General features: G+C 70.1%; 17 protein-coding genes. 12 read left to right on the top strand and 5 right to left on the bottom strand.

Going from position 1 to position 18,080, the window contains the following annotated elements; translation table 11 throughout:
* Positions 1 to 105: 105 nt before the first annotated feature.
* Positions 106 to 1,698 (top strand): MFS transporter, encoded by a 1,593-nt coding sequence (locus ACFYYJ_RS13000; protein WP_389131708.1) that lies wholly within the window; start codon positions 106 to 108, stop codon positions 1,696 to 1,698.
* 230 nt (positions 1,699 to 1,928) lie between these two features.
* Positions 1,929 to 2,309, top strand: coding sequence for a peptidase inhibitor family I36 protein (locus ACFYYJ_RS12995; protein ID WP_385128849.1), 381 nt, complete (start codon positions 1,929 to 1,931; stop codon positions 2,307 to 2,309).
* On the opposite strand, the gene ACFYYJ_RS12990 is transcribed toward ACFYYJ_RS12995, so the two are convergent.
* Together ACFYYJ_RS12990 and aceE are read right to left on the bottom strand one after the other, a co-directional pair.
* Entirely contained in the window at positions 2,290 to 3,075 is a 786-nt protein-coding gene (locus tag ACFYYJ_RS12990) for a potassium channel family protein (RefSeq protein WP_385128850.1), read from the bottom strand. The genes ACFYYJ_RS12995 and ACFYYJ_RS12990 overlap by 20 nt on opposite strands.
* A 71-nt stretch (positions 3,076 to 3,146) precedes the next feature.
* A complete protein-coding gene (gene aceE, locus ACFYYJ_RS12985; protein ID WP_389131704.1) occupies positions 3,147 to 5,879 on the bottom strand; it encodes a pyruvate dehydrogenase (acetyl-transferring), homodimeric type in 2,733 nt (910 codons plus the stop codon).
* Between the two features lie 459 nt (positions 5,880 to 6,338).
* Here aceE and ACFYYJ_RS12980 point away from each other — a divergent pair, with 459 nt between their 5' ends.
* The 6 genes from ACFYYJ_RS12980 to ACFYYJ_RS12955 all read left to right on the top strand — a co-directional run bounded on the left by ACFYYJ_RS12980 (position 6,339) and on the right by ACFYYJ_RS12955 (position 10,868).
* Complete coding sequence (locus ACFYYJ_RS12980; RefSeq protein ID WP_385128852.1) at positions 6,339 to 6,767, top strand: DUF3052 domain-containing protein; 429 nt, start codon at positions 6,339 to 6,341, stop codon at positions 6,765 to 6,767.
* 161 nt (positions 6,768 to 6,928) lie between these two features.
* Positions 6,929 to 7,387 carry a peroxiredoxin gene (locus tag ACFYYJ_RS12975; RefSeq protein ID WP_385128853.1) on the top strand — a complete coding sequence of 153 codons (459 nt, stop codon included), beginning with the start codon at positions 6,929 to 6,931 and terminating at the stop codon, positions 7,385 to 7,387.
* Between the two features lie 102 nt (positions 7,388 to 7,489).
* Positions 7,490 to 8,065, top strand: coding sequence for a TerD family protein (locus tag ACFYYJ_RS12970; protein WP_385128854.1), 576 nt, complete (start codon positions 7,490 to 7,492; stop codon positions 8,063 to 8,065).
* Between the two features lie 241 nt (positions 8,066 to 8,306).
* Positions 8,307 to 8,882: a TerD family protein gene (locus ACFYYJ_RS12965; protein WP_384579681.1), complete on the top strand. Its 576-nt coding sequence runs from the start codon at positions 8,307 to 8,309 to the stop codon at positions 8,880 to 8,882.
* A gap of 25 nt (positions 8,883 to 8,907) precedes the next feature.
* Positions 8,908 to 10,029 carry a DUF475 domain-containing protein gene (locus ACFYYJ_RS12960; protein WP_385128855.1) on the top strand — a complete coding sequence of 374 codons (1,122 nt, stop codon included), beginning with the start codon at positions 8,908 to 8,910 and terminating at the stop codon, positions 10,027 to 10,029.
* A 98-nt stretch (positions 10,030 to 10,127) separates the two neighbouring features.
* Entirely contained in the window at positions 10,128 to 10,868 is a 741-nt protein-coding gene (locus ACFYYJ_RS12955; protein WP_385128856.1) for a Tellurium resistance, read from the top strand.
* Between the two features lie 59 nt (positions 10,869 to 10,927).
* Here ACFYYJ_RS12955 and ACFYYJ_RS12950 read toward each other — a convergent pair whose 3' ends face one another.
* Positions 10,928 to 11,683, bottom strand: a complete 756-nt coding sequence (locus tag ACFYYJ_RS12950) for a TerD family protein (protein ID WP_385366384.1) — start codon at positions 11,681 to 11,683, stop codon at positions 10,928 to 10,930.
* A 194-nt stretch (positions 11,684 to 11,877) separates the two neighbouring features.
* Between ACFYYJ_RS12950 and ACFYYJ_RS12945 the strand changes: the two genes are divergently transcribed.
* The 4 genes from ACFYYJ_RS12945 to ACFYYJ_RS12930 are packed head-to-tail and all read left to right on the top strand — an operon-like array spanning position 11,878 to position 17,073.
* Entirely contained in the window at positions 11,878 to 13,053 is a 1,176-nt protein-coding gene (locus ACFYYJ_RS12945) for an HpcH/HpaI aldolase/citrate lyase family protein (RefSeq protein ID WP_385128858.1), read from the top strand.
* A 41-nt stretch (positions 13,054 to 13,094) separates the two neighbouring features.
* Entirely contained in the window at positions 13,095 to 15,596 is a 2,502-nt protein-coding gene (locus tag ACFYYJ_RS12940) for a phosphoribosyltransferase (RefSeq protein WP_389132109.1), read from the top strand.
* Positions 15,593 to 16,414 (top strand): HAD family hydrolase, encoded by an 822-nt coding sequence (locus ACFYYJ_RS12935; RefSeq protein WP_385128859.1) that lies wholly within the window; start codon positions 15,593 to 15,595, stop codon positions 16,412 to 16,414. The genes ACFYYJ_RS12940 and ACFYYJ_RS12935 overlap by 4 nt, the downstream gene beginning before the upstream one ends.
* Positions 16,411 to 17,073 (top strand): O-methyltransferase, encoded by a 663-nt coding sequence (locus ACFYYJ_RS12930; RefSeq protein ID WP_385128860.1) that lies wholly within the window; start codon positions 16,411 to 16,413, stop codon positions 17,071 to 17,073. The genes ACFYYJ_RS12935 and ACFYYJ_RS12930 overlap by 4 nt, the downstream gene beginning before the upstream one ends.
* Before the next feature lie 22 nt (positions 17,074 to 17,095).
* On the opposite strand, the gene ACFYYJ_RS12925 is transcribed toward ACFYYJ_RS12930, so the two are convergent.
* Both ACFYYJ_RS12925 and ACFYYJ_RS12920 read right to left on the bottom strand, forming a co-directional pair.
* Complete coding sequence (locus tag ACFYYJ_RS12925) at positions 17,096 to 17,317, bottom strand: zinc ribbon domain-containing protein (RefSeq protein WP_376659775.1); 222 nt, start codon at positions 17,315 to 17,317, stop codon at positions 17,096 to 17,098.
* A 37-nt stretch (positions 17,318 to 17,354) separates the two neighbouring features.
* On the bottom strand, positions 17,355 to 17,882 hold the full coding sequence (locus ACFYYJ_RS12920; protein ID WP_385359339.1) for a DUF4383 domain-containing protein: 528 nt from the start codon (positions 17,880 to 17,882) through the stop codon (positions 17,355 to 17,357).
* Positions 17,883 to 18,080 lie beyond the last annotated feature (198 nt).

Genomic DNA, 18,080 nt, shown 5'->3' with positions numbered 1-18,080 from the left:
CTCTCTGACGCTGAGTGAGGGGTCAGGCTACCTGTGACAGACCTGACAGTTACTGTCGCGTTAACCCGTCTGTGAAGTGTCAGTCGCTGTCACTAACCTGTCGGCATGACTAGTCAGATCACCCTGGCCAAGGAATCGGAGCCCGCCGCGGCCCGTCCCGGGCTGCGCGGCCACCCCTGGCTGACCCTCTTCGCCGTGGCGATCGGCGTCATGATGGTCACCCTCGACGGCACGATCGTCGCCGTCGCCAACCCCGCGATCCAGCAGGACCTCAGCGCCACGCTCGCCGAGGTCCAGTGGATCACCAACGGCTACCTGCTGGCCCTCGCGGTCTCCCTGATCACCGCGGGCAAGCTCGGCGACCGCTTCGGCCACCGCCAGACCTTCCTCATGGGCATCGCGGGCTTCGCGCTCTCCTCCGCCGCGATCGGCCTGTCCTCCGGCGTCGAGCTCGTCATCGGCTTCCGCGTCGCCCAGGGCCTGTTCGGCGCGCTGCTGATGCCCGCCGCGCTCGGTCTGCTGCGCGCCACCTTCCCCGCCGAGAAGCTCAACATGGCCATCGGCATCTGGGGCATGGTCATCGGCGCCTCGACCGCGGCCGGCCCCATCGTCGGCGGCCTGCTCGTCGAGCACGTCAGCTGGCAGTCGGTGTTCTTCATCAACGTGCCCGTCGGGATCGTCGCGCTGCTCTTCGGCCTGTTCATCCTGGTCGACCACCGGGCGGAGAACGCCCCGCGCTCCTTCGACCTCCTCGGCATCCTGCTGCTGTCGGCGGCGATGTTCTCCCTCATCTGGGCCCTGATCAAGGCCGCGGAATGGGGCTGGGGCGACTCCCGGACGCTCCTCTTCCTCGCCGGCTCCGTGCTCGGCTTCTTCCTCTTCACCTTCTGGGAGACCAGGGTCGCCGAGCCGCTGATCCCGCTGGGCATGTTCCGCTCGCTGCCGCTGTCCGCGGGCACCGTGCTGATGGTCCTGATGGCCTTCGCCTTCATGGGCGGCCTGTTCTTCGTCACCTTCTACCTGCAGAACGTCCACGGGATGAGCCCCGTCGACAGCGGCATGCACCTGCTCCCGCTGACCGGCATGATGATCATCGGTTCGCCGCTGGCCGGCGCCGCCATCACCAAGGTCGGCCCGCGCATCCCGCTCGTCGCCGGCATGGCCGCCACCGCGGCCGCCTGCTTCGGGATGGCGCAGCTCACCCCGGGCACCGGCACCCTCACCATGTCGCTCTGGTTCGCCCTGCTCGGCCTCGGCCTCGCGCCCGTCATGGTCGGCGCCACCGAGGTCATCGTCGGCAACGCCCCGCTGGAGCTGTCCGGCGTGGCCGGGGGGCTCCAGCAGGCCGCCATGCAGGTCGGCGGCAGCCTCGGCACCGCCGTCCTCGGAGCGGTCATGGCGAGCACGGTCGGCAACTCGTTCGGGGACAACTGGCGGGCCGCCGAACTGCCCCCGCTCACCCCGGAGCAGGCCGAGCTCGCCGAGAAGGGGGTCCAGGTGGGCATCGCCCCGGTGCCCCCGGGCGTCCCGGCCGAGATCGCGCAGAAGATCACCGACGTCGCCCACGAGACGTTCGTGGACGGCATGGGCACCGCCTTCACCGTCGCCGGTGTCGTCGCGGTCCTCGCCGCCGTCGTCGCCTGCTTCACCAAGCGCGGCGCGAACGCCGCCCAGGGAGCGGGCGCGGCCCACATCTGAGCCGCCGCCCGCGTGTCGCCCCGGCGTCCTCCCGGGCGTCCTCCTGGGCGCCGGAGGCGTCAACTCCGTACGCACGACAGCCCCGCCGGACGGTTCCGGCGGGGCTGTCGCCTATCCGGGTGGAGCTGCCGGCAGCCCCTTCCGTCCGCCCGTCCTTGCAGGTCAGCGTGGTGTCGGCGAAGCCCCGGAAACGGTCCGGGTACCGCCCGTCATCAAGGAGTTGACCCGTCATGCGTACGTGGAACACTGCTTTCGCCGTCCTCGCCCTGACCCTGACCGCCCTGATCCCGAGCACAGCCGGCCCCGCACACGCGGCCGGCCCGCCGACGCTGAACGGCTGCGCCACCGGGCAGCTGTGCCTGTGGGGCAAGGCGGAGTTCAAGGGCAAGCGGCAGACCTACGAGCTGAGCGGCATCGACATCGAGAGCTGCACCGCGCTGCCCGCCGGGACCAGCGCACAGTCCCTCGCCAACCGGACCGGCCGCCCCGTCACCACCTACCAGTCCGCCGAGTGCGGGGAGACCGGCGAGTTCCAGACCTACTCCGGCGACGGGGTCTGGCTGCCCCAGTCGCCCTACCAGGTACGTGCGTTCAAGGTGTGGGAGCACTAGGCGCCGGCTCGCGCGGCGCCGGGGCACCCGGCTGGTCGGCCTCCCCGCCGCCCAGCCGGGCGACCTCGGCGCGCAGCGCCCGTACCTCGGCCTGGAGCTCCTGGAGGGCGACCAGCTGGAGCCGCTCCACCTGGTCGTCCCGCTCGAACCGGGCGATGAACCAGGCCGCGATGTTCGCGGTGACCACACCGAGCAGGGCGATCCCCGACAGCATCAGCCCGACGGCCAGCACCCGGCCCATGCCGGTGGTGGGGGAGTGGTCCCCGTACCCGACGGTCGTCATGGTGGTGAAGGACCACCACACCGCGTCGCCCAGGTTCTTGATGTTCCCGTCGGGCGCGTCCCGCTCCACGCTCAGCACCGCGAGGGAGCCGAACATCAGCAGCCCCACCACGGCCCCGGCCACGTACGTCGTCAGCCGGATCTGCGGGGCCATCCGGGCCCGCCGCCCCACCAGCATCAGGGTGGCGACCAGCCGGAGCAGCCGGAGAGGCTGGACCAGCGGCAGCACCACCGCCGCCAGGTCCAGCCAGTGGGTCCGGACGAACCGCTTCCGGGCCGGGGCGAGGGTCAGGCGCACCAGGTAGTCGAGGGCGAAGGCCCCCCACACCACCCACTCCGCGTGGGTGCAGGCCCGATGCACCGCCGGATCCGCGTCCGGCGCCACGATGGGCACGGCGTAGGCGACGGCGAAGGCCAGGGCGAGGACCAGCAGCGGGGTCTGGGTCCAGCGCTCCCAGCGCGCCTGACGTGAGGGTTCCTTCATGCGCAGCATCGTAAGGACATGCGAAGGGGGTGCCGGGACAAGTGTCCCGGCACCCCCTCGCAAGGGTGAAACTACGCGTCGCCGCCGGCCGCGCCAGGGTCCGCCGCCGTCACGTCCAGCAGCTGGTAACGGTCGACCGCCTGCTTCAGCACCGAGCGGTCGATCTTCCCCTCACGGGCGAGCTCGGTGAGCGTGGCCAGGACCACCGACTGCGCGTCGATGTGGAAGAAGCGCCGCGCCGCACCGCGCGTGTCCGCGAAGCCGAAGCCGTCCGCGCCCAGCGAGGTGTACGTGCCGGGCACCCACCGCGAGATCTGGTCCGGGACCGAGCGCATCCAGTCGGAGACCGCCACGAACGGACCCTCCGCACCCGACAGCTTCCGCGTCACGTACGGGACGCGCTGCTCCTCCTCCGGGTGGAGCAGGTTGTGCTCCTCCACCTCGACGGCCTCGCGGCGCAGCTCGTTCCAGGAGGTCGCCGACCAGACGTCCGCCCGGACGTTCCAGTCCTCGGCGAGCAGCCGCTGGGCCTCCAGGGCCCACGGCACGGCCACGCCCGAGGCCATGATCTGCGCCCCGATCGCGCCCGCCGTGCCCGTGGACACCTTGTGGATGCCCTTGAGGATGCCGTCCACGTCGACGTCCGCCGGCTCCGCCGGGTGCTGGATCGGCTCGTTGTAGACGGTCAGGTAGTAGAAGACGTCCTCGGCCTCGGGCCCGTACATGCGCCGCAGACCGTCCTGCACGATGTGCGCGATCTCGTAGCCGTAGGCCGGGTCGTAGGCGACGCAGCCCGGGTTCGTCGAGGCCAGCAGCTGGGAGTGACCGTCCGCGTGCTGGAGCCCCTCACCCGTCAGGGTGGTCCGGCCCGCGGTCGCGCCCAGCACGAAACCGCGCGCCAGCTGGTCGGCCATCTGCCAGAACTGGTCACCCGTGCGCTGGAAACCGAACATCGAGTAGAAGACGTAGACCGGGATCAGCGGCTCGCCGTGCGTCGCGTACGCCGAACCCGCGGCGATCAGCGAGGCCGTGCAGCCCGCCTCCGAGATGCCGTCGTGCAGCATCTGGCCGGTCGGCGACTCCTTGTACGCGAGCAGCAGGTCGCGGTCGACCGCCTCGTACTGCTGGCCCAGCGGGTTGTAGATCTTGGCGCTCGGGAAGAACGCGTCCATGCCGAAGGTGCGGTACTCGTCCGGCGCGATCAGCACGAACCGCTTGCCGATCTCCTTGTCCCGCATCAGGTCCTTCAGGATGCGGACGAAGGCCATCGTGGTGGCGATCGACTGCTGGCCCGAGCCCTTCTTGGCGGCCGCGTACGTCTTGTCGTCCGGCAGCTGGAGCGGCTTGGCGCGCACCACGCGGGTCGGCACGTAACCGCCGTGGGCGTTGCGCTGGTCGTGCATGTACTGGATCTCGGGCGAGTCGCGGCCCGGGTGGTAGTACGGCGGCGCGCCGCTCTCCAGCTGCTGGTCCGTGATCGGGATGCGCAGGCGGTCGCGGAAGCGCTTGAGGTCGTCGACCGTCAGCTTCTTCATCTGGTGCGTCGCGTTGCGGCCCTCGAAGTTCGGGCCGAGCGTCCAGCCCTTGACCGTCTGCGCCAGGATCACCGTCGGCTGGCCCTTGTGGGCCTTGGCCGCCGCGTAGGCCGCGTAGACCTTCTTGTGGTCGTGGCCGCCGCGTCCCAGGTGCTGGATCTGGTAGTCGGTCATGTTCTCGACCATCGCGCGCAGCCGCTGGTCACCACCGAAGAAGTGCTCGCGGATGTACGCACCCGATTCGGTGGCGTACGTCTGGAACTGCCCGTCCGGGGTGGAGTTCATCTTGTTGACCAGGATGCCGTCGCGGTCCTGGGCCAGCAGCGGGTCCCAGGAGCGGTCCCAGATCAGCTTGATGACGTTCCAGCCGGCGCCGCGGAACTGCGACTCCAACTCCTGGATGATCTTCCCGTTGCCGCGGACCGGGCCGTCGAGGCGCTGCAGGTTGCAGTTGACGACGAAGGTCAGGTTGTCCAGGCCCTCGCGGGCGGCGATCGACAGCTGGCCGAGCGACTCCGGCTCGTCCATCTCGCCGTCGCCGAGATACGCCCAAACGTGGGACTTGGAGGTGTCCGCGATCCCGCGCGCCTCCATGTACCGGTTCATCCGGGCCTGGTAGATCGCACCGAGCGGGCCGAGGCCCATCGAGACGGTCGGGAACTCCCAGAAGTCCGGCATCAGCCGCGGGTGCGGGTAACTCGAAAGGCCGTAGGGGGCCTTCGACTTCTCCTGCCGGAACGCGTCGAGCTGTTGCTCGGTGAGCCGGTCCAGGAGGTAGGCGCGGGCGTAGATGCCGGGGGAGGCGTGGCCCTGGAAGAAGATCTGGTCGCCGCCGTCGCCCTCGTCCTTGCCCCGGAAGAAGTGGTTGAAGCCCACGTCGTAGAGGGAGGCGGAGGAGGCGAACGTGGCGATGTGGCCGCCGACGCCGATGCCCGGACGCTGCGCGCGGGAGACCATGACGGCCGCGTTCCAGCGAGTGGCGTTCAGGACCTTGCGCTCGATCTCCTCGTTGCCGGGGAAGAACGGCTCGTCCTTGGTGGCGATCGTGTTGACGTAGTCCGTGCTGCGCATCTCGGGCACGGCCACGCGCTTCTCGCGGGCCCGCTCGATCAGGCGCAGCATGAGGTAGCGGGCGCGTTCGCGACCCCGCTCGTCGACCGCTGCGTCCAGGGAGTCGAGCCACTCCTGCGTCTCCTCCGGATCGAAGTCCGGGACCTGACTCGGGAGGCCGCCAATGATGATCGGATTGCGATCGGATGCGGAAGCCACGCTGTTCCTTCGCTGTCGGGGGAGTCGTGCTGAGGCCGTAACCGGTGTTCACCGCCTCCCATGGTCTTACTCTCGACCGAGATCGTCATCTGTACCACCGGGTAACCCCTGGCGTCGGCAGGAAACGTAGGGGTGGGCGACGCTGGGATCGGCGGCGGAACCGGCCAAATCGCAACCCTACGCCCAAACCGGGCGGCACCTTCGCAAGGCCGTTCGTCCCTCAAACAGGTAGGAAAGTCCTCATGCAATGCCGAATGAGCTGGAATGGTGTGGGATGAATCACCAGAGGCCCATGCGGGAAGGCTGAAAGTTGCGGCGAGACGGCCGCAATCGTCACCGTTTCGACGGTCTCGGCGGCCGGGTACTTGCGCGATCCGCCGCTCCCGTGTGGACTACGCCCAATGCTGCGCGTACGCGCGCCGCCGAAGACATTCACCGAACATGAGCAGGAGGCACCCCGTGAGCGCGACCGCGGACCACGCGGAGAACCTGGCCGCCCGGCTGGGTTTCCAGTCCGAACAGGTGGTCCAGGAGATCGGCTACGACGAGGACGTCGATCAGGATTTCCGTGAAACCGTCGAGGCACTCGTCAATGAGCTTGCCGACGAGGACTACGACGACGTCGCCGACGCCGTGCTGCTGTGGTTCCGCGACGAGGACGGCGATCTGACGGACGCCCTGGTCGACGCGACCGAGCTGGTCGAGGACGGCGCACTGATCCTGCTGCTGACGCCCAAGACGGGCCGCGACGGCTACGTCGAGGCCAGCGACATCAGCGAGGCAGCCGAGACCGCCGGTCTTTCGCTGGCCAAGGGCCTGCCCGTCGGCAAGGAGTGGACCTCCACCAAGCTGGCGACGCCCAAGACCGCGGCGAAGACCAAGCGCTGAGACGCACCCGTAGCCGAGCGGAGACGCAGCCACACCCCGCCGACCAGGTGACCCCCGGTCGGCGGGGTGTGTGCGTTCCCGGCTCCGGGAGCCCCAGGCCCTAGGCTTTGACTCACCCGAACAGCCCAATGCAGGGATGCGGGAACGAAGGGATGCGAGAGATGGCGATCGAGGTCGGCGACAAGGCCCCGGACTTCGAGCTCAAGGACAACCACGGCGCGACGGTGCGGCTCTCCGACTTCCGGGGAGAGAAGGCCGTGGTGCTGCTCTTCTACCCGTTCGCCTTCACCGGCGTCTGCACGGGCGAGCTGTGCGAGCTGCGCGACCAGCTGCCCCGCTTCCAGAACGACGACGTGCAGCTCCTCGCGGTCTCCAACGACTCCGTGCCCACCCTTCGGGTCTTCGGCGAGCAGGAGGGCCTCGACTACCCGCTGCTGTCGGACTTCTGGCCGCACGGCGAGACCTCCCGCGCCTACGGAGTCTTCGACGAGGAGAAGGGCTGCGCGGTCCGCGGCACCTTCATCATCGACAAGGACGGCGTAGTGCGCTGGACCGTGGTCAACGGGCTGCCCGACGCCCGTGACCTGAACGAGTACATCAAGGCGCTCGACAGCCTCTAAAAACCCCCTGTGGGTCGGGAACCCGTCACTAGGATCGAAACGTTGATCCGATTGCAACCGCACGACGGGGCACCGCCCCACACAGAACCCAATGGAGGACCAGTGGGAGTCAGCCTCAGCAAGGGCGGCAACGTCTCGCTGACCAAGGCCGCGCCTAACCTGACGGCGGTCATCGTCGGTCTGGGCTGGGACGCTCGCACCACCACCGGCGTCGACTTCGACCTCGACGCCAGCGCGATCCTGACCAACGACCAGGGCAAGGTCGCCAGCGACGCGAACTTCGTCTTCTTCAACAACCTGAAGAGCCCCGACGGCTCGGTCGAGCACACCGGTGACAACACCACCGGTGAGGGCGAGGGCGACGACGAGGCGATCAAGGTGAACCTCGCCGGCGTCCCGGGCGACGTCGCGAAGATCGTCTTCCCCGTCTCGATCTACGAGGCCGAGGCCCGCCAGCAGAGCTTCGGTCAGGTCCGCAACGCGTACATCCGCGTCGTGAACCAGGCCGACAACTCCGAGCTCGCCCGCTACGACCTCTCCGAGGACGCCTCGACCGAGACCGCCATGGTCTTCGGCGAGCTCTACCGCAACGGTGCGGAGTGGAAGTTCCGCGCCATCGGCCAGGGCTACGCCTCGGGCCTGCGCGGCATCGCGCAGGACTTCGGCGTCAACGTCTGACCCCGAGAGCAGTCCAACCGTCCGGCGCCGTGCACTGTGTGTACGGCGCCGGACCGGCTTTGCCGCCACCGGGCCGCCGGCCACCGGGCACCAGGCCGTCGACCGCCGCGGCAGCAGCACGGCACCACCGCAGCACGGCGCCACTGCCAACACCGCACCACACGGCACCACCGCCAACACGGCACCACCGCACAGCCGCCACCGCACCGCCGTCACACCGTCGTCCGGGGAGGACCACAACATGGGCGTCACACTCGCCAAGGGGGGCAATGTCTCCCTCTCCAAGGCCGCACCGAACCTCACCCGGGTTCTGATCGGCCTCGGTTGGGACGCGCGCTCCACCACGGGAGCCGACTTCGACCTCGACGCCAGCGCGCTGCTGTGCAACAGCGGCCGCGTGCTCGGGGACGACTACTTCGTCTTCTACAACAACCTCAGGAGCCCCGACGGCTCCGTCGAACACACCGGGGACAACCTCACCGGCGAGGGTGAAGGCGACGACGAGTCGATCATCATCGACCTCACCAAGGTGCCGGAGATGGTGGACAAGATCGTCTTCCCGGTGTCCATCCACGAAGCGGACGTCCGCCGACAGAGCTTCGGCCAGGTCAGCAATGCCTTCATCCGCGTGGTGAACCAGGCGGACGGCCAGGAGTTGGCCCGCTACGACCTCTCCGAGGACGCCTCCAGCGAGACCGCGATGATCTTCGGCGAGGTCTACCGCTACGGGGGCGAATGGAAGTTCCGGGCGGTAGGGCAGGGGTACGCGTCGGGCCTCCGGGGCATCGCTCTAGACTTCGGGGTCAACGTTTCGTAAAGCCGTACAAGACGATGGGGTGCCAGTGGTTCTGAAAACCTTCGGCTGGTCGTTCGCAGTCACTGCGCTCGGTCTGGCCGCAGCGGTGTTCTACGGGGGGTGGACCGCTTTCGGCATCGTGGCGATCCTGACGATCCTCGAGATCTCGCTGTCCTTCGACAACGCGGTGGTCAACGCCGGAATCCTGAAGAAGATGAATGCCTTCTGGCAGAAGATCTTCCTGACGGTCGGTGTGCTCATCGCGGTCTTCGGTATGCGACTGGTGTTCCCCGTCGTCATCGTTGCCATCAGCGCAAAGATCGGCCCCATCGAGGCCGTCCAGCTGGCGCTGAACGACAAGGAGCAATACCAGCAGCTCGTCACGGACGCTCACCCGTCCATCGCCGCCTTCGGTGGCATGTTCCTGCTGATGATCTTCCTCGACTTCATCTTCGAGGACCGTGACATCAAGTGGCTCGCGTGGCTGGAGCGCCCGCTCGCCAAGCTCGGCAAGATCGACATGCTGTCCGCGTGCGTCGCGCTGATCGTCCTGGTCGTCGCCTCGATGACCGTCGCCACCCAGGCCCACCAGCACGGCGGCGTCCACGTGGACAAGGCGCAGACCGTCCTGATCTCCGGTGTCCTCGGCCTGATCACCTACATGATCGTCGGCGGCCTCTCCGGCTACTTCGAGAACCGGCTCGAGGAAGAGGAGGAGGCCGAGCACGAGGCCGAGGAGGAGGCGAAGAAGAGCGGCAAGCCCGTCTCGGCCGTCGCCATGGCCGGCAAGGCCGCCTTCTTCATGTTCCTGTACCTCGAAGTCCTCGACGCCTCCTTCTCCTTCGACGGGGTCATCGGCGCCTTCGCCATCACCAACGACATCGTGCTCATGGCCCTCGGCCTCGGCATCGGTGCCATGTACGTCCGCTCGCTGACGGTCTACCTGGTCCGCCAGGGCACCCTCGACGAGTACGTCTACCTGGAGCACGGCGCGCACTACGCCATCGGCGCGCTCGCGGTGCTCCTGCTCGTCACCATCCAGTACGAGATCAACGAGGTCATCACCGGTCTCATCGGCGTCGTGCTGATCGCCTGGTCCTTCTGGTCCTCCGTGCGACGCAACAAGAAGCTGGAACTGGAACCGGAGGGTGCAGCCGCGGAGGCATGACCGCCGCGTTAATGCGGAACGCTCCAATTGCGGGGCGGCCGGGCGGGTCCACGGACCCGGCGGGCCGCCCCGCTTCCGTACGTATCAGGGGGGTAGGGATGGGATTCTTCGACGGCATCCTGGGCAGCAGGTCCGGCCAGTTCCAGTCGGGCAACGCCTCGTCGAACGCGATCGAGCTCACGCGGCGACATCCGACGGTGTCGCTCACCAAACAGGGGGCGGTCCACGGCAATCTCCGCGTCAACCTGTCCTGGCGGATGCGCACCTCGGACATCGGCGGCCGCTCGGGCCAGAGCGGGCAGCTCTTCCGGCACCCGTTCAAGCTTTTCAAGCCCGACATGGTGCAGGCGCACACCCAGGGCATGGTCAACGTCGACCTGGACCTCGGCTGCCTCTACGAGCTCACCGACGGCAGCCGGGGCGCCGTGCAGCCGCTGGGCAACCTCCTCGGCGACATCAACGACCCGCCGTACGTGAAACTCAGCGGCGACGACCGCTTCGGATCGGCCTCGGGCGAGACCCTCTACGTCAATCTCGACCACGCCGACGAGATCAAGCGGCTGCTGTTCTTCGTCTACATCTACGACCAGACCCCGGCGTTCGACCGGACGCACGCCCTGGTCACCCTCTTCCCGAGCGCCGGACCGCGCATCGAGATCGCGCTGGAGGAACGCCACCCGGAGGCCCGCTCCTGCGCGGTGGTGTCCTTCGAGAAGGTCAAGGGCGAGCTGATCGTGCGGCGCGAGGTGAAGTTCGTCTACGGCTTCCAGGCCGAGCTGGACCGGCTCTACGGCTGGGGGCTCCAGTGGGGACGCGGCTACAAGAGCGCCAAGAGCTGACGCCGGGGCTCCGGGGTCCGACAAGGGCCCCGGTGCCCCACGGCGGGCGGCCCGGCGGGTCAGCGCCGGATGAACTGCGGGCCCTGCACCGGCAGCCGGAACGTCGGGTCCCCGCCCGGACCGGGCACCGGGGCCGGGGACACCGGCTGCGGGTACCCGTAGGCGGGCTGGACGGCCGGCGGGGCCTGCGTGGGCGGCGCGGGCGGGGCCATCGCGGCGGTCTGGTCGGAGGCGGGCCCCGTCGCGGGCTGCGCCTCGGCATCGGGGGCGTTCTCGTCGACCGAGATCCCGTGGTCGGTCGCGAGGCCCACGAGCCCGTTGGAGTAGCCCTCGCCCAGCGCGCGGAACTTCCACCCGTCGCCCCGCCGGTACAGCTCCCCGCACATCAGGGCCGTCTCGGCGCCGGTCTCGGGCCGTACGTCGAAGTAGGCCAGAGGATCGGAGCTGCCGCCCGGGGAGGCGTCGTAGAGCAGGATCCGCAGGTCGCGCACCCGGTGGAACGGCACGTCCTCGGCGGAGGCCACCACCAGGATCCGGTCCACGCCCGGGGTCACCGAGCGCAGGTCCGCCTGGACCGCGTCGGTGATCGCGTCGCCGAGCTGCTTCTTGCCGAGCCGCCAGACGGCGCCGGAGGGGTGCCGGGGCTGGTTGTAGAAGACGAAGTCCTCGTCCGAACGCACCCGGCCGTCGGGGCCCACGAGCAGCGCGGAGGCGTCCACGTCCGGAACCTCCGGGCCGCCGGTCCAGCGCAGCACCGCCCGGACCGCCACCGCGGTCACCGGGATGTTCGAGCCCTTCTGCATCGAGTGCGTCATGCCCGTCATCCTGCCTTCCCGGGGTGGAGCGCGACAATGCGGCCCCCCGTAAGGCCTTGTCTCAATCGAAAGACGTGGGCATGGTGCAAGAGGGTTACCTGAATTTCATGTGCTTGGGGAATTTTTGACTCGTGTTCGTACGTACTATTACCGGCCACGCCAGTTGGGCCGCCGAGGCAGTACGGGGGAAGCACATGCGTCACTTTGGGCACATATCGCCCAGCGTCCGTAAGGACCTCTTCCACCAGGAGCCCGCGGAGTTCACCAAGGCCTCGCCCGCCCGGATCCTCGCGGCGGCGCTCGGCGCCACCCTGTACAGCCCGGCGACCCGCCCCGCCCTCGCCGCGGACATCCGCAAGCAGGCCGGCCGCGGGGTCGTCTCCATGGTCCTCTGCCTGGAGGATTCCATCAGCGACGCCGACGTCCTCGGCGCCGAGGAGAACCTCGTCCGGCAGTTCGCCGCACTCGACGCCGACGGCCCGGACGGCGCGGAGCACCCGCTGCTCTTCGTCCGCGTCCGCACCCCCGAGCAGATACCCGACCTCGTGCGCCGCCTGGGGGCCACGGTGCGGCACCTGGCCGGATTCGTGCTGCCCAAGTTCACCGAGAGCAGCGGCTCCGCCTTCCTCGACGCCGTCGCCGAGGCGGAGGCCGCGAGCGGACAGCCCCGGCTGTACGCGATGCCCGTCCTGGAGACCCCCGACCTCCTCCACCTCGAAACCCGCATCGAGGCACTCGCCGGCATCTCCCGCACCGTCAACGCCCACCGCGAGCGCGTCCTCGCCCTGCGGCTCGGCGTCACCGACTTCTGCTCCGCCTACGGCCTGCGCCGCACCCCCGACATGACCGCCTACGACGTCCAGATCGTGGCCGGCGTCATCGCGGACGTGGTGAACGTACTGAGCCGGGCCGACGGCACCGGCTTCACCGTCACCGGCCCGGTCTGGGAGTACTTCCGCAGCCAGCAGCGCCTCTTCAAGCCCCAGCTGCGCCGCAGCCCCTTCCTGGAGGAGGGCGTCGAGGAACTGCGCACCGCGCTCATCGAGCACGACCTGGACGGGCTGCTGCGCGAGATCGAACTCGACCGGGCCAACGGACTGCTCGGCAAGACCTGCATCCACCCCGCCCACGTCACGCCCGTGCACGCGCTGTCCGTGGTCTCCCACGAGGAGTTCAGCGACGCCCAGGACATCCTGCGCCCCGAGCGCGGCGGCGGCGGCGTGATGCGTTCCGCCTACACGAACAAGATGAACGAGGTGAAGCCCCACCGGGCCTGGGCCGAGCGCACCATGCTGCGCGCCGAGGTCTTCGGTGTGGCGAAGGAGGAGGTCGGCTTCGTCGACCTCCTCACGGCCGGGCTCCAGGTGTGAGCGGGCCGGTGGCCGGGCTGACGACTAGGAAAGGCAAGAAGATAGACAGCGTGTGGTCGGGAACGTGGGTCGCGGACCGTCTGGGCGTACGCCTGGAGGACGCCGAGGCGGCCGTCGGCGAGGCGGTCGCCGCCGAGGAGGTCGCGGGCCCGCGGCTCGGTGAACTCCTCGGGCTCGCCCTGCGGCGCAACCCCAAGCGCGCGCACCTGCTGGTCTCGCAGGTGCTGGGCAAGCACGTCCCGCAGTCCCCGAAGACGGTGTACGACGCCGGGTACGGCCTCGGCCGTCGGGTACGGGCGCTGCTCGGCGAGGAGGCGGCAGCCTCCGCGGTGGTCCTCGGCTACGCGGAGACCGCCACCGGGCTCGGCCACTGCGTGGCCGACGGCCTGGGCCCGGCCCCCTACCTGCACTCCACCCGCCGTCCCGTCCCGGGCGTGGAGCCGGCGGGCGGCTTCGAGGAGTCCCACTCGCACGCCACCTCGCACCTGCTGCTGCCGGAGGACGCCGGGCTGCTCGCGGGCTCCGGGGCGCTGGTCCTGGTGGACGACGAGTTCTCCACCGGCAACACGGTCCTGAACACCATCCGCGACCTGCACGCCCGCCACCCGCGCACCCACTACGTGGTCGTGGCCCTGGTCGACATGCGCTCCCCGGCCGACCGCGACCGCCTCGCGGCCTTCGCCGCCGAGCTCGGCGCCCGCGTGGACCTCATATCCCTCGCCTCGGGCACGGTCACCCTCCCGGAGGGGGTCCTGGCCAAGGGCCAGGCACTGGTGGAGGAGTGGGAGGCATCCCAGCCCCTCGGGCGTTCGAGGAGCGGGGTCCGGGGCGGAGCCCCGACGGACGACCCGGCGGACGACCCGCACCCGGTCACCCGCGTCTCCCTCGACTGGCCCAAGGGCGTCCCGGACGGCGGCCGCCACGGCTTCACCGCGACCCACCGCGCGGAGCTGGAGGCCGCCCTCCCCGACCTCACCGCCCAGCTCACCGCCGCGCTCGGCGAAGCGCCCGGCCGCGTCCTCGTACTCGGCAACGAAGAGCTGATGTACGCGCCCCTGCGCCTCGCCAAGGCCCTGGAAGAGGCCGGCGCGGCCACAGAGGTCCGCTTCTCGACCACCACCCGCTCGCCCGTGCTCGCCGTCGACGACCCCGGCTACGCCATCCGCACCCGGCTCGTCTTCCCGGCCCACGACACCCCCGCCGACGGCCCCGGCGACCGGTACGCCTACAACGTCGCCGGAGCCGGCTTCGACGCGGTCGTCGCCGTCGTCGACTCGGCCGGCGACACCCCCGAACTCCGGACCGGGCTCCTCGACGCCCTCGCCCCGCACACGGGCCGCGTCGTCCTGGCCGTCGTCCCCTCCTACGCGCCCGACCGCGTACCCGACCGGCAGGAGCCGATCATGCCCGAGCCCCTGCGCGGCCCCGCCTTCTCCTCGTACGCGCCCGAGGACGTCGGCTGGCTGCTCCAGGACTTCTCCGACGTCGAGCTGGAGGCCCCGACCGAGGAGCGCGAGGAGGCCATCCAGGCGGGCGGCGCGCACTACGCCGAGTCCCTGCCCGTCGAATACCAGCCGTCCCCGCAGTACCAGGAGCTCTACCGGAGCGCCCTCAAGGCCTCCGCCGCCCGCATGGCCAAGGCCGTCGGCACGGTCACCGAGACCGTCCTCGCCGAGCGCACCCCGTCCCCCGTCCTGGTCTCCCTGGCCCGCGCCGGCACCCCCGTCGGCGTGCTGATGCGCCGCTGGGCCCGGGCGCGCCACGGCCTGGACCTGCCGCACTACGCCGTCTCCATCGTCCGCGGCCGCGGCATCGACGCCAACGCGCTGCGCTGGCTGGCCGCACACCACGACCCGGCCGACGTCGTCTTCGTGGACGGCTGGACGGGCAAGGGCGCCATCACCCGCGAGCTGCGCGCCGCCCTCGCCGAGTTCGAGGGCTTCAACCCGGAGATCGTCGTCCTGGCCGACCCGGGCTCCTGCGTGGAGACGTACGGCACCCGGGAGGACTTCCTGATCCCCTCCGCCTGTCTCAATTCCACGGTCTCCGGTCTGATCTCGCGTACGGTGCTGAGGTCCGACCTGGTCGGTCCCGCAGACTTCCACGGCGCCAAGTACTACCGCGAGCTCGCCGGGGCGGACGTCTCCGTCGACTTCGTCGACACCGTCGCCGCCCACTTCGACGAGGTCGCCGACGCCGTCGACGACGAGGTCAAGGAGCTGCCGGCGGCCGACCGCACCCCGACCTGGGAGGGCTGGGCGGCGGTCGAGCGGATCAGCGAGGAGTACGGCATCCACGACGTGAACCTCGTCAAGCCGGGCGTCGGCGAGACCACCCGCGTGCTCCTGCGCCGGGTTCCGTGGAAGATCCTGGCGCAGCGCGGCGCCGGGGCCGACCTGGACCACGTACGGCTGCTCGCCGAGCAGCGCGGGGTCCCGGTGGAAGAGGTGGACGGGCTCCCCTACACGTGTGTGGGACTCATCCACCCCCGATTCACGCGCGGCGCCACGGGCGCCGACGGAAAGGCTGTGGCCTCGAAGTGACTGTCCTCGTAGCCAGTGATCTCGACCGTACGCTCATCTACTCGACGGCCGCCCTGGCCCTGAGCATGCCCGACCCGGTGGCCCCGCGGCTGCTGTGCGTCGAGGTGCACGAGAGCAAGCCGCTGTCCTACATGACGGAGACGGCGGCCGAGCTGCTGGCGGAACTCAAGGAGGACCCGTCGGTCGTCTTCGTCCCCACCACGACCCGCACGCGCAAGCAGTACCAGCGCATCAGCTTCCCCGGCCGCCCCGCCCCGTACGCGATCTGCGCGAACGGCGGCCAGTTGCTGGTCGACGGGGCGCCCGACCGGGACTGGCGGCGGGCGGTCGCGAAGCGGCTCGCGCAGGAGTGCGCGTCGCTGGAGGAGGTCCACGGCCACCTGCTGGCCGCGGCCGACCCGGCGTGGCTGCGCAAGGCGCGGGTGGCGGAGGACCTGTTCGCGTACCTGGTCGTCGAGCGGGCCCTGGTGCCCGACGAGTGGCTGAAGGCGCTGACGGAGTGGGCCGAGGCCCGCGGCTGGACGATCTCGCTCCAGGGCCGGAAGATCTACGCCGTCCCGCGCCCGCTGACCAAGAGCGCGGCCATGCGCGAGGTGGCCCGCCGCACCGGCGCCACGACCACCCTCGCCGCCGGTGACTCGCTGCTGGACGCGGACCTGCTGCTCGCGGCGGACCGGGCCTGGCGACCGGGGCACGGAGAGCTGGCGGACGCGGACTGGACGGCGCCGAACGTGACGGCCCTGACGACGCTCGGTGTCGAGGCGGGCGAGGAAATCGTCCGCGAATTCGGCCGGACGGTTGCGACACTGACCGCATGACCAAGGGCAATACGACCAAGATCACGGACGAGCTCTACCGGTACGTGCTCGACCACAACCCCCCGCTGGACGCGGTCCAGCGGGGGCTGGTGGCGACGACGTACGCCAAGTTCCCCGATGTCGCCGGGATGCAGTCCGCGGAGGAGCAGGGGCCGCTGCTGGCTTTCCTCGTCCGGCTGACGGGAGCCCGTCACATCGTGGAGATCGGCACCTTCACCGGTTTCTCCAGCCTCTCCATGGCGCAGGCCCTCCCCGCGGACGGCCGGCTCATCGCCTGCGACGTCTCCGAGGAGTGGACGGCGTACGGCCGCGAGGCCTGGGAGCAGGCGGGCGTCGCTGACCGCATCGACCTGCGGATCGCGCCGGCGCTGGACACCCTGCGGGCCATGCCGGCCGAACCGCACATCGACATGGCCTACATCGACGCCGACAAGCAGAGCCAGATCGCTTACTGGGAGGAACTCGTACCCAGGCTGCGCACCGGCGGCCTGATCGTCACGGACAACACCCTGTTCCACGGCACGGTCGTCGACGAGTCGGCCGACAGCGAGGCGGCGGTGGGTGTCCGCGCCTTCAACGACCACGTCTCGGCGGACACCCGCATGGAGTCGGTCCTGCTGGCGATCTCGGACGGCCTGACGCTCTCGCGCAAGCGCTGACCCGGGGTGGGGGTGCGGCCGCTCAGCCGCAGCCACCCCCGCCACAGCAGCCGCCGCCCCCGCCCCCGCCGCGCATGGCGGGAGCGGGGGCGCTGCTGGTTCCGCCGACGGCGACGGCCGACAGCAGCTTGACGGTGTCGGCGTGCCCTGCGGGGCAGTCGGCGGGGGCGGACGACTCGGCCATGGGCCGGCTGACCTCAAAGGTGTCGTCACAGGTGCGGCAGCGGAACTCGTATCGAGGCATGCGGACAGACTAGGTGCTGTGCGCCCCCGCGTCCGGCTCAGGAACGGGCCTGCGCGACGCGCTCCTCCCGGGCGGCCTGCTCGGGGTGTCGGGCCCGCCAATACGGATTGTCGTGCGGCAGGGCGCTGCCCACCCGCCCGTACATCCCGAACCACATCAGCATCACGCCGACGACGAAGCTGAACAACACGTTCTGGATCTCGAAGGCGAGGAAGTTGAATCCGGTGTCCAGCAGGGCCAGATTGACGAAGCCGCTCAGGATGAACGCCACGCCGAGCACGATGTTCAGCGTGGACGCGAAGGTTCCGCCGATCACCATCCCGACGAAGAGCAGCGCACCGATGCAGATCGACAGGACGCTCAGCGCGCCGTTGGTGTTCAGGGCGAGCACCGTGTCGCCGCCGGTGTCGAAGAACCCGATCTCGTCGATGAGCCCCAGGATCCCGAAGACGACCAGCAGCAGCCCGGTCAGACCGGCGCCGACCCGGTAGACCTGGCTGAGCTTGTGGTCGGCGGGCAGGTGATCGTCGAGCTTGGCGTTCACGGGGTGCAGGGCGCGCTGCACCCAGTGGTGGGAGACCGGCGGCGTGCCGGCCGCGTAGGGCTCGTGGGGTACGTACGGCGCGTAGTTCTCGTGGGGTTCCGTGCACCCGTAGAGCGCGTGCGCCTCGTACCCCTCGCCGGCCTTCGCGTCGGGCACGGGCACGGGCGCCCGCCGCTCCCGCCGCGACGCACGAGACCGATGGGACGAGTGGAAAGCGTG

Source organism: Streptomyces sp. NPDC002467 (assembly GCF_042889825.1).
Classification (GTDB): Bacteria; Actinomycetota; Actinomycetes; order Streptomycetales; family Streptomycetaceae; genus Streptomyces.
Note: the sequence above shows the minus strand (reverse complement) of the source record. Positions and strands in the feature narration are given on the sequence as shown.

Bases quoted from the DNA above. Each gene is read 5' to 3' on its own strand.
- ACFYYJ_RS13000 (WP_389131708.1), top strand. From the start codon at position 106: ATGACTAGTCAGATCACCCTGGCCAAGGAATCGGAGCCCGCCGCGGCC.
- ACFYYJ_RS12995 (WP_385128849.1), top strand. From the start codon at position 1,929: ATGCGTACGTGGAACACTGCTTTCGCCGTCCTCGCCCTGACCCTGACC.
- ACFYYJ_RS12990 (WP_385128850.1), bottom strand. From the start codon at position 3,075: ATGAAGGAACCCTCACGTCAGGCGCGCTGGGAGCGCTGGACCCAGACC.
- ACFYYJ_RS12975 (WP_385128853.1), top strand. From the start codon at position 6,929: ATGGCGATCGAGGTCGGCGACAAGGCCCCGGACTTCGAGCTCAAGGAC.
- ACFYYJ_RS12965 (WP_384579681.1), top strand. From the start codon at position 8,307: ATGGGCGTCACACTCGCCAAGGGGGGCAATGTCTCCCTCTCCAAGGCC.
- ACFYYJ_RS12955 (WP_385128856.1), top strand. From the start codon at position 10,128: ATGGGATTCTTCGACGGCATCCTGGGCAGCAGGTCCGGCCAGTTCCAG.
- ACFYYJ_RS12950 (WP_385366384.1), bottom strand. From the start codon at position 11,683: ATGACGCACTCGATGCAGAAGGGCTCGAACATCCCGGTGACCGCGGTG.
- ACFYYJ_RS12945 (WP_385128858.1), top strand. From the start codon at position 11,878: ATGCGTCACTTTGGGCACATATCGCCCAGCGTCCGTAAGGACCTCTTC.
- ACFYYJ_RS12930 (WP_385128860.1), top strand. From the start codon at position 16,411: ATGACCAAGGGCAATACGACCAAGATCACGGACGAGCTCTACCGGTAC.
- ACFYYJ_RS12925 (WP_376659775.1), bottom strand. From the start codon at position 17,317: ATGCCTCGATACGAGTTCCGCTGCCGCACCTGTGACGACACCTTTGAG.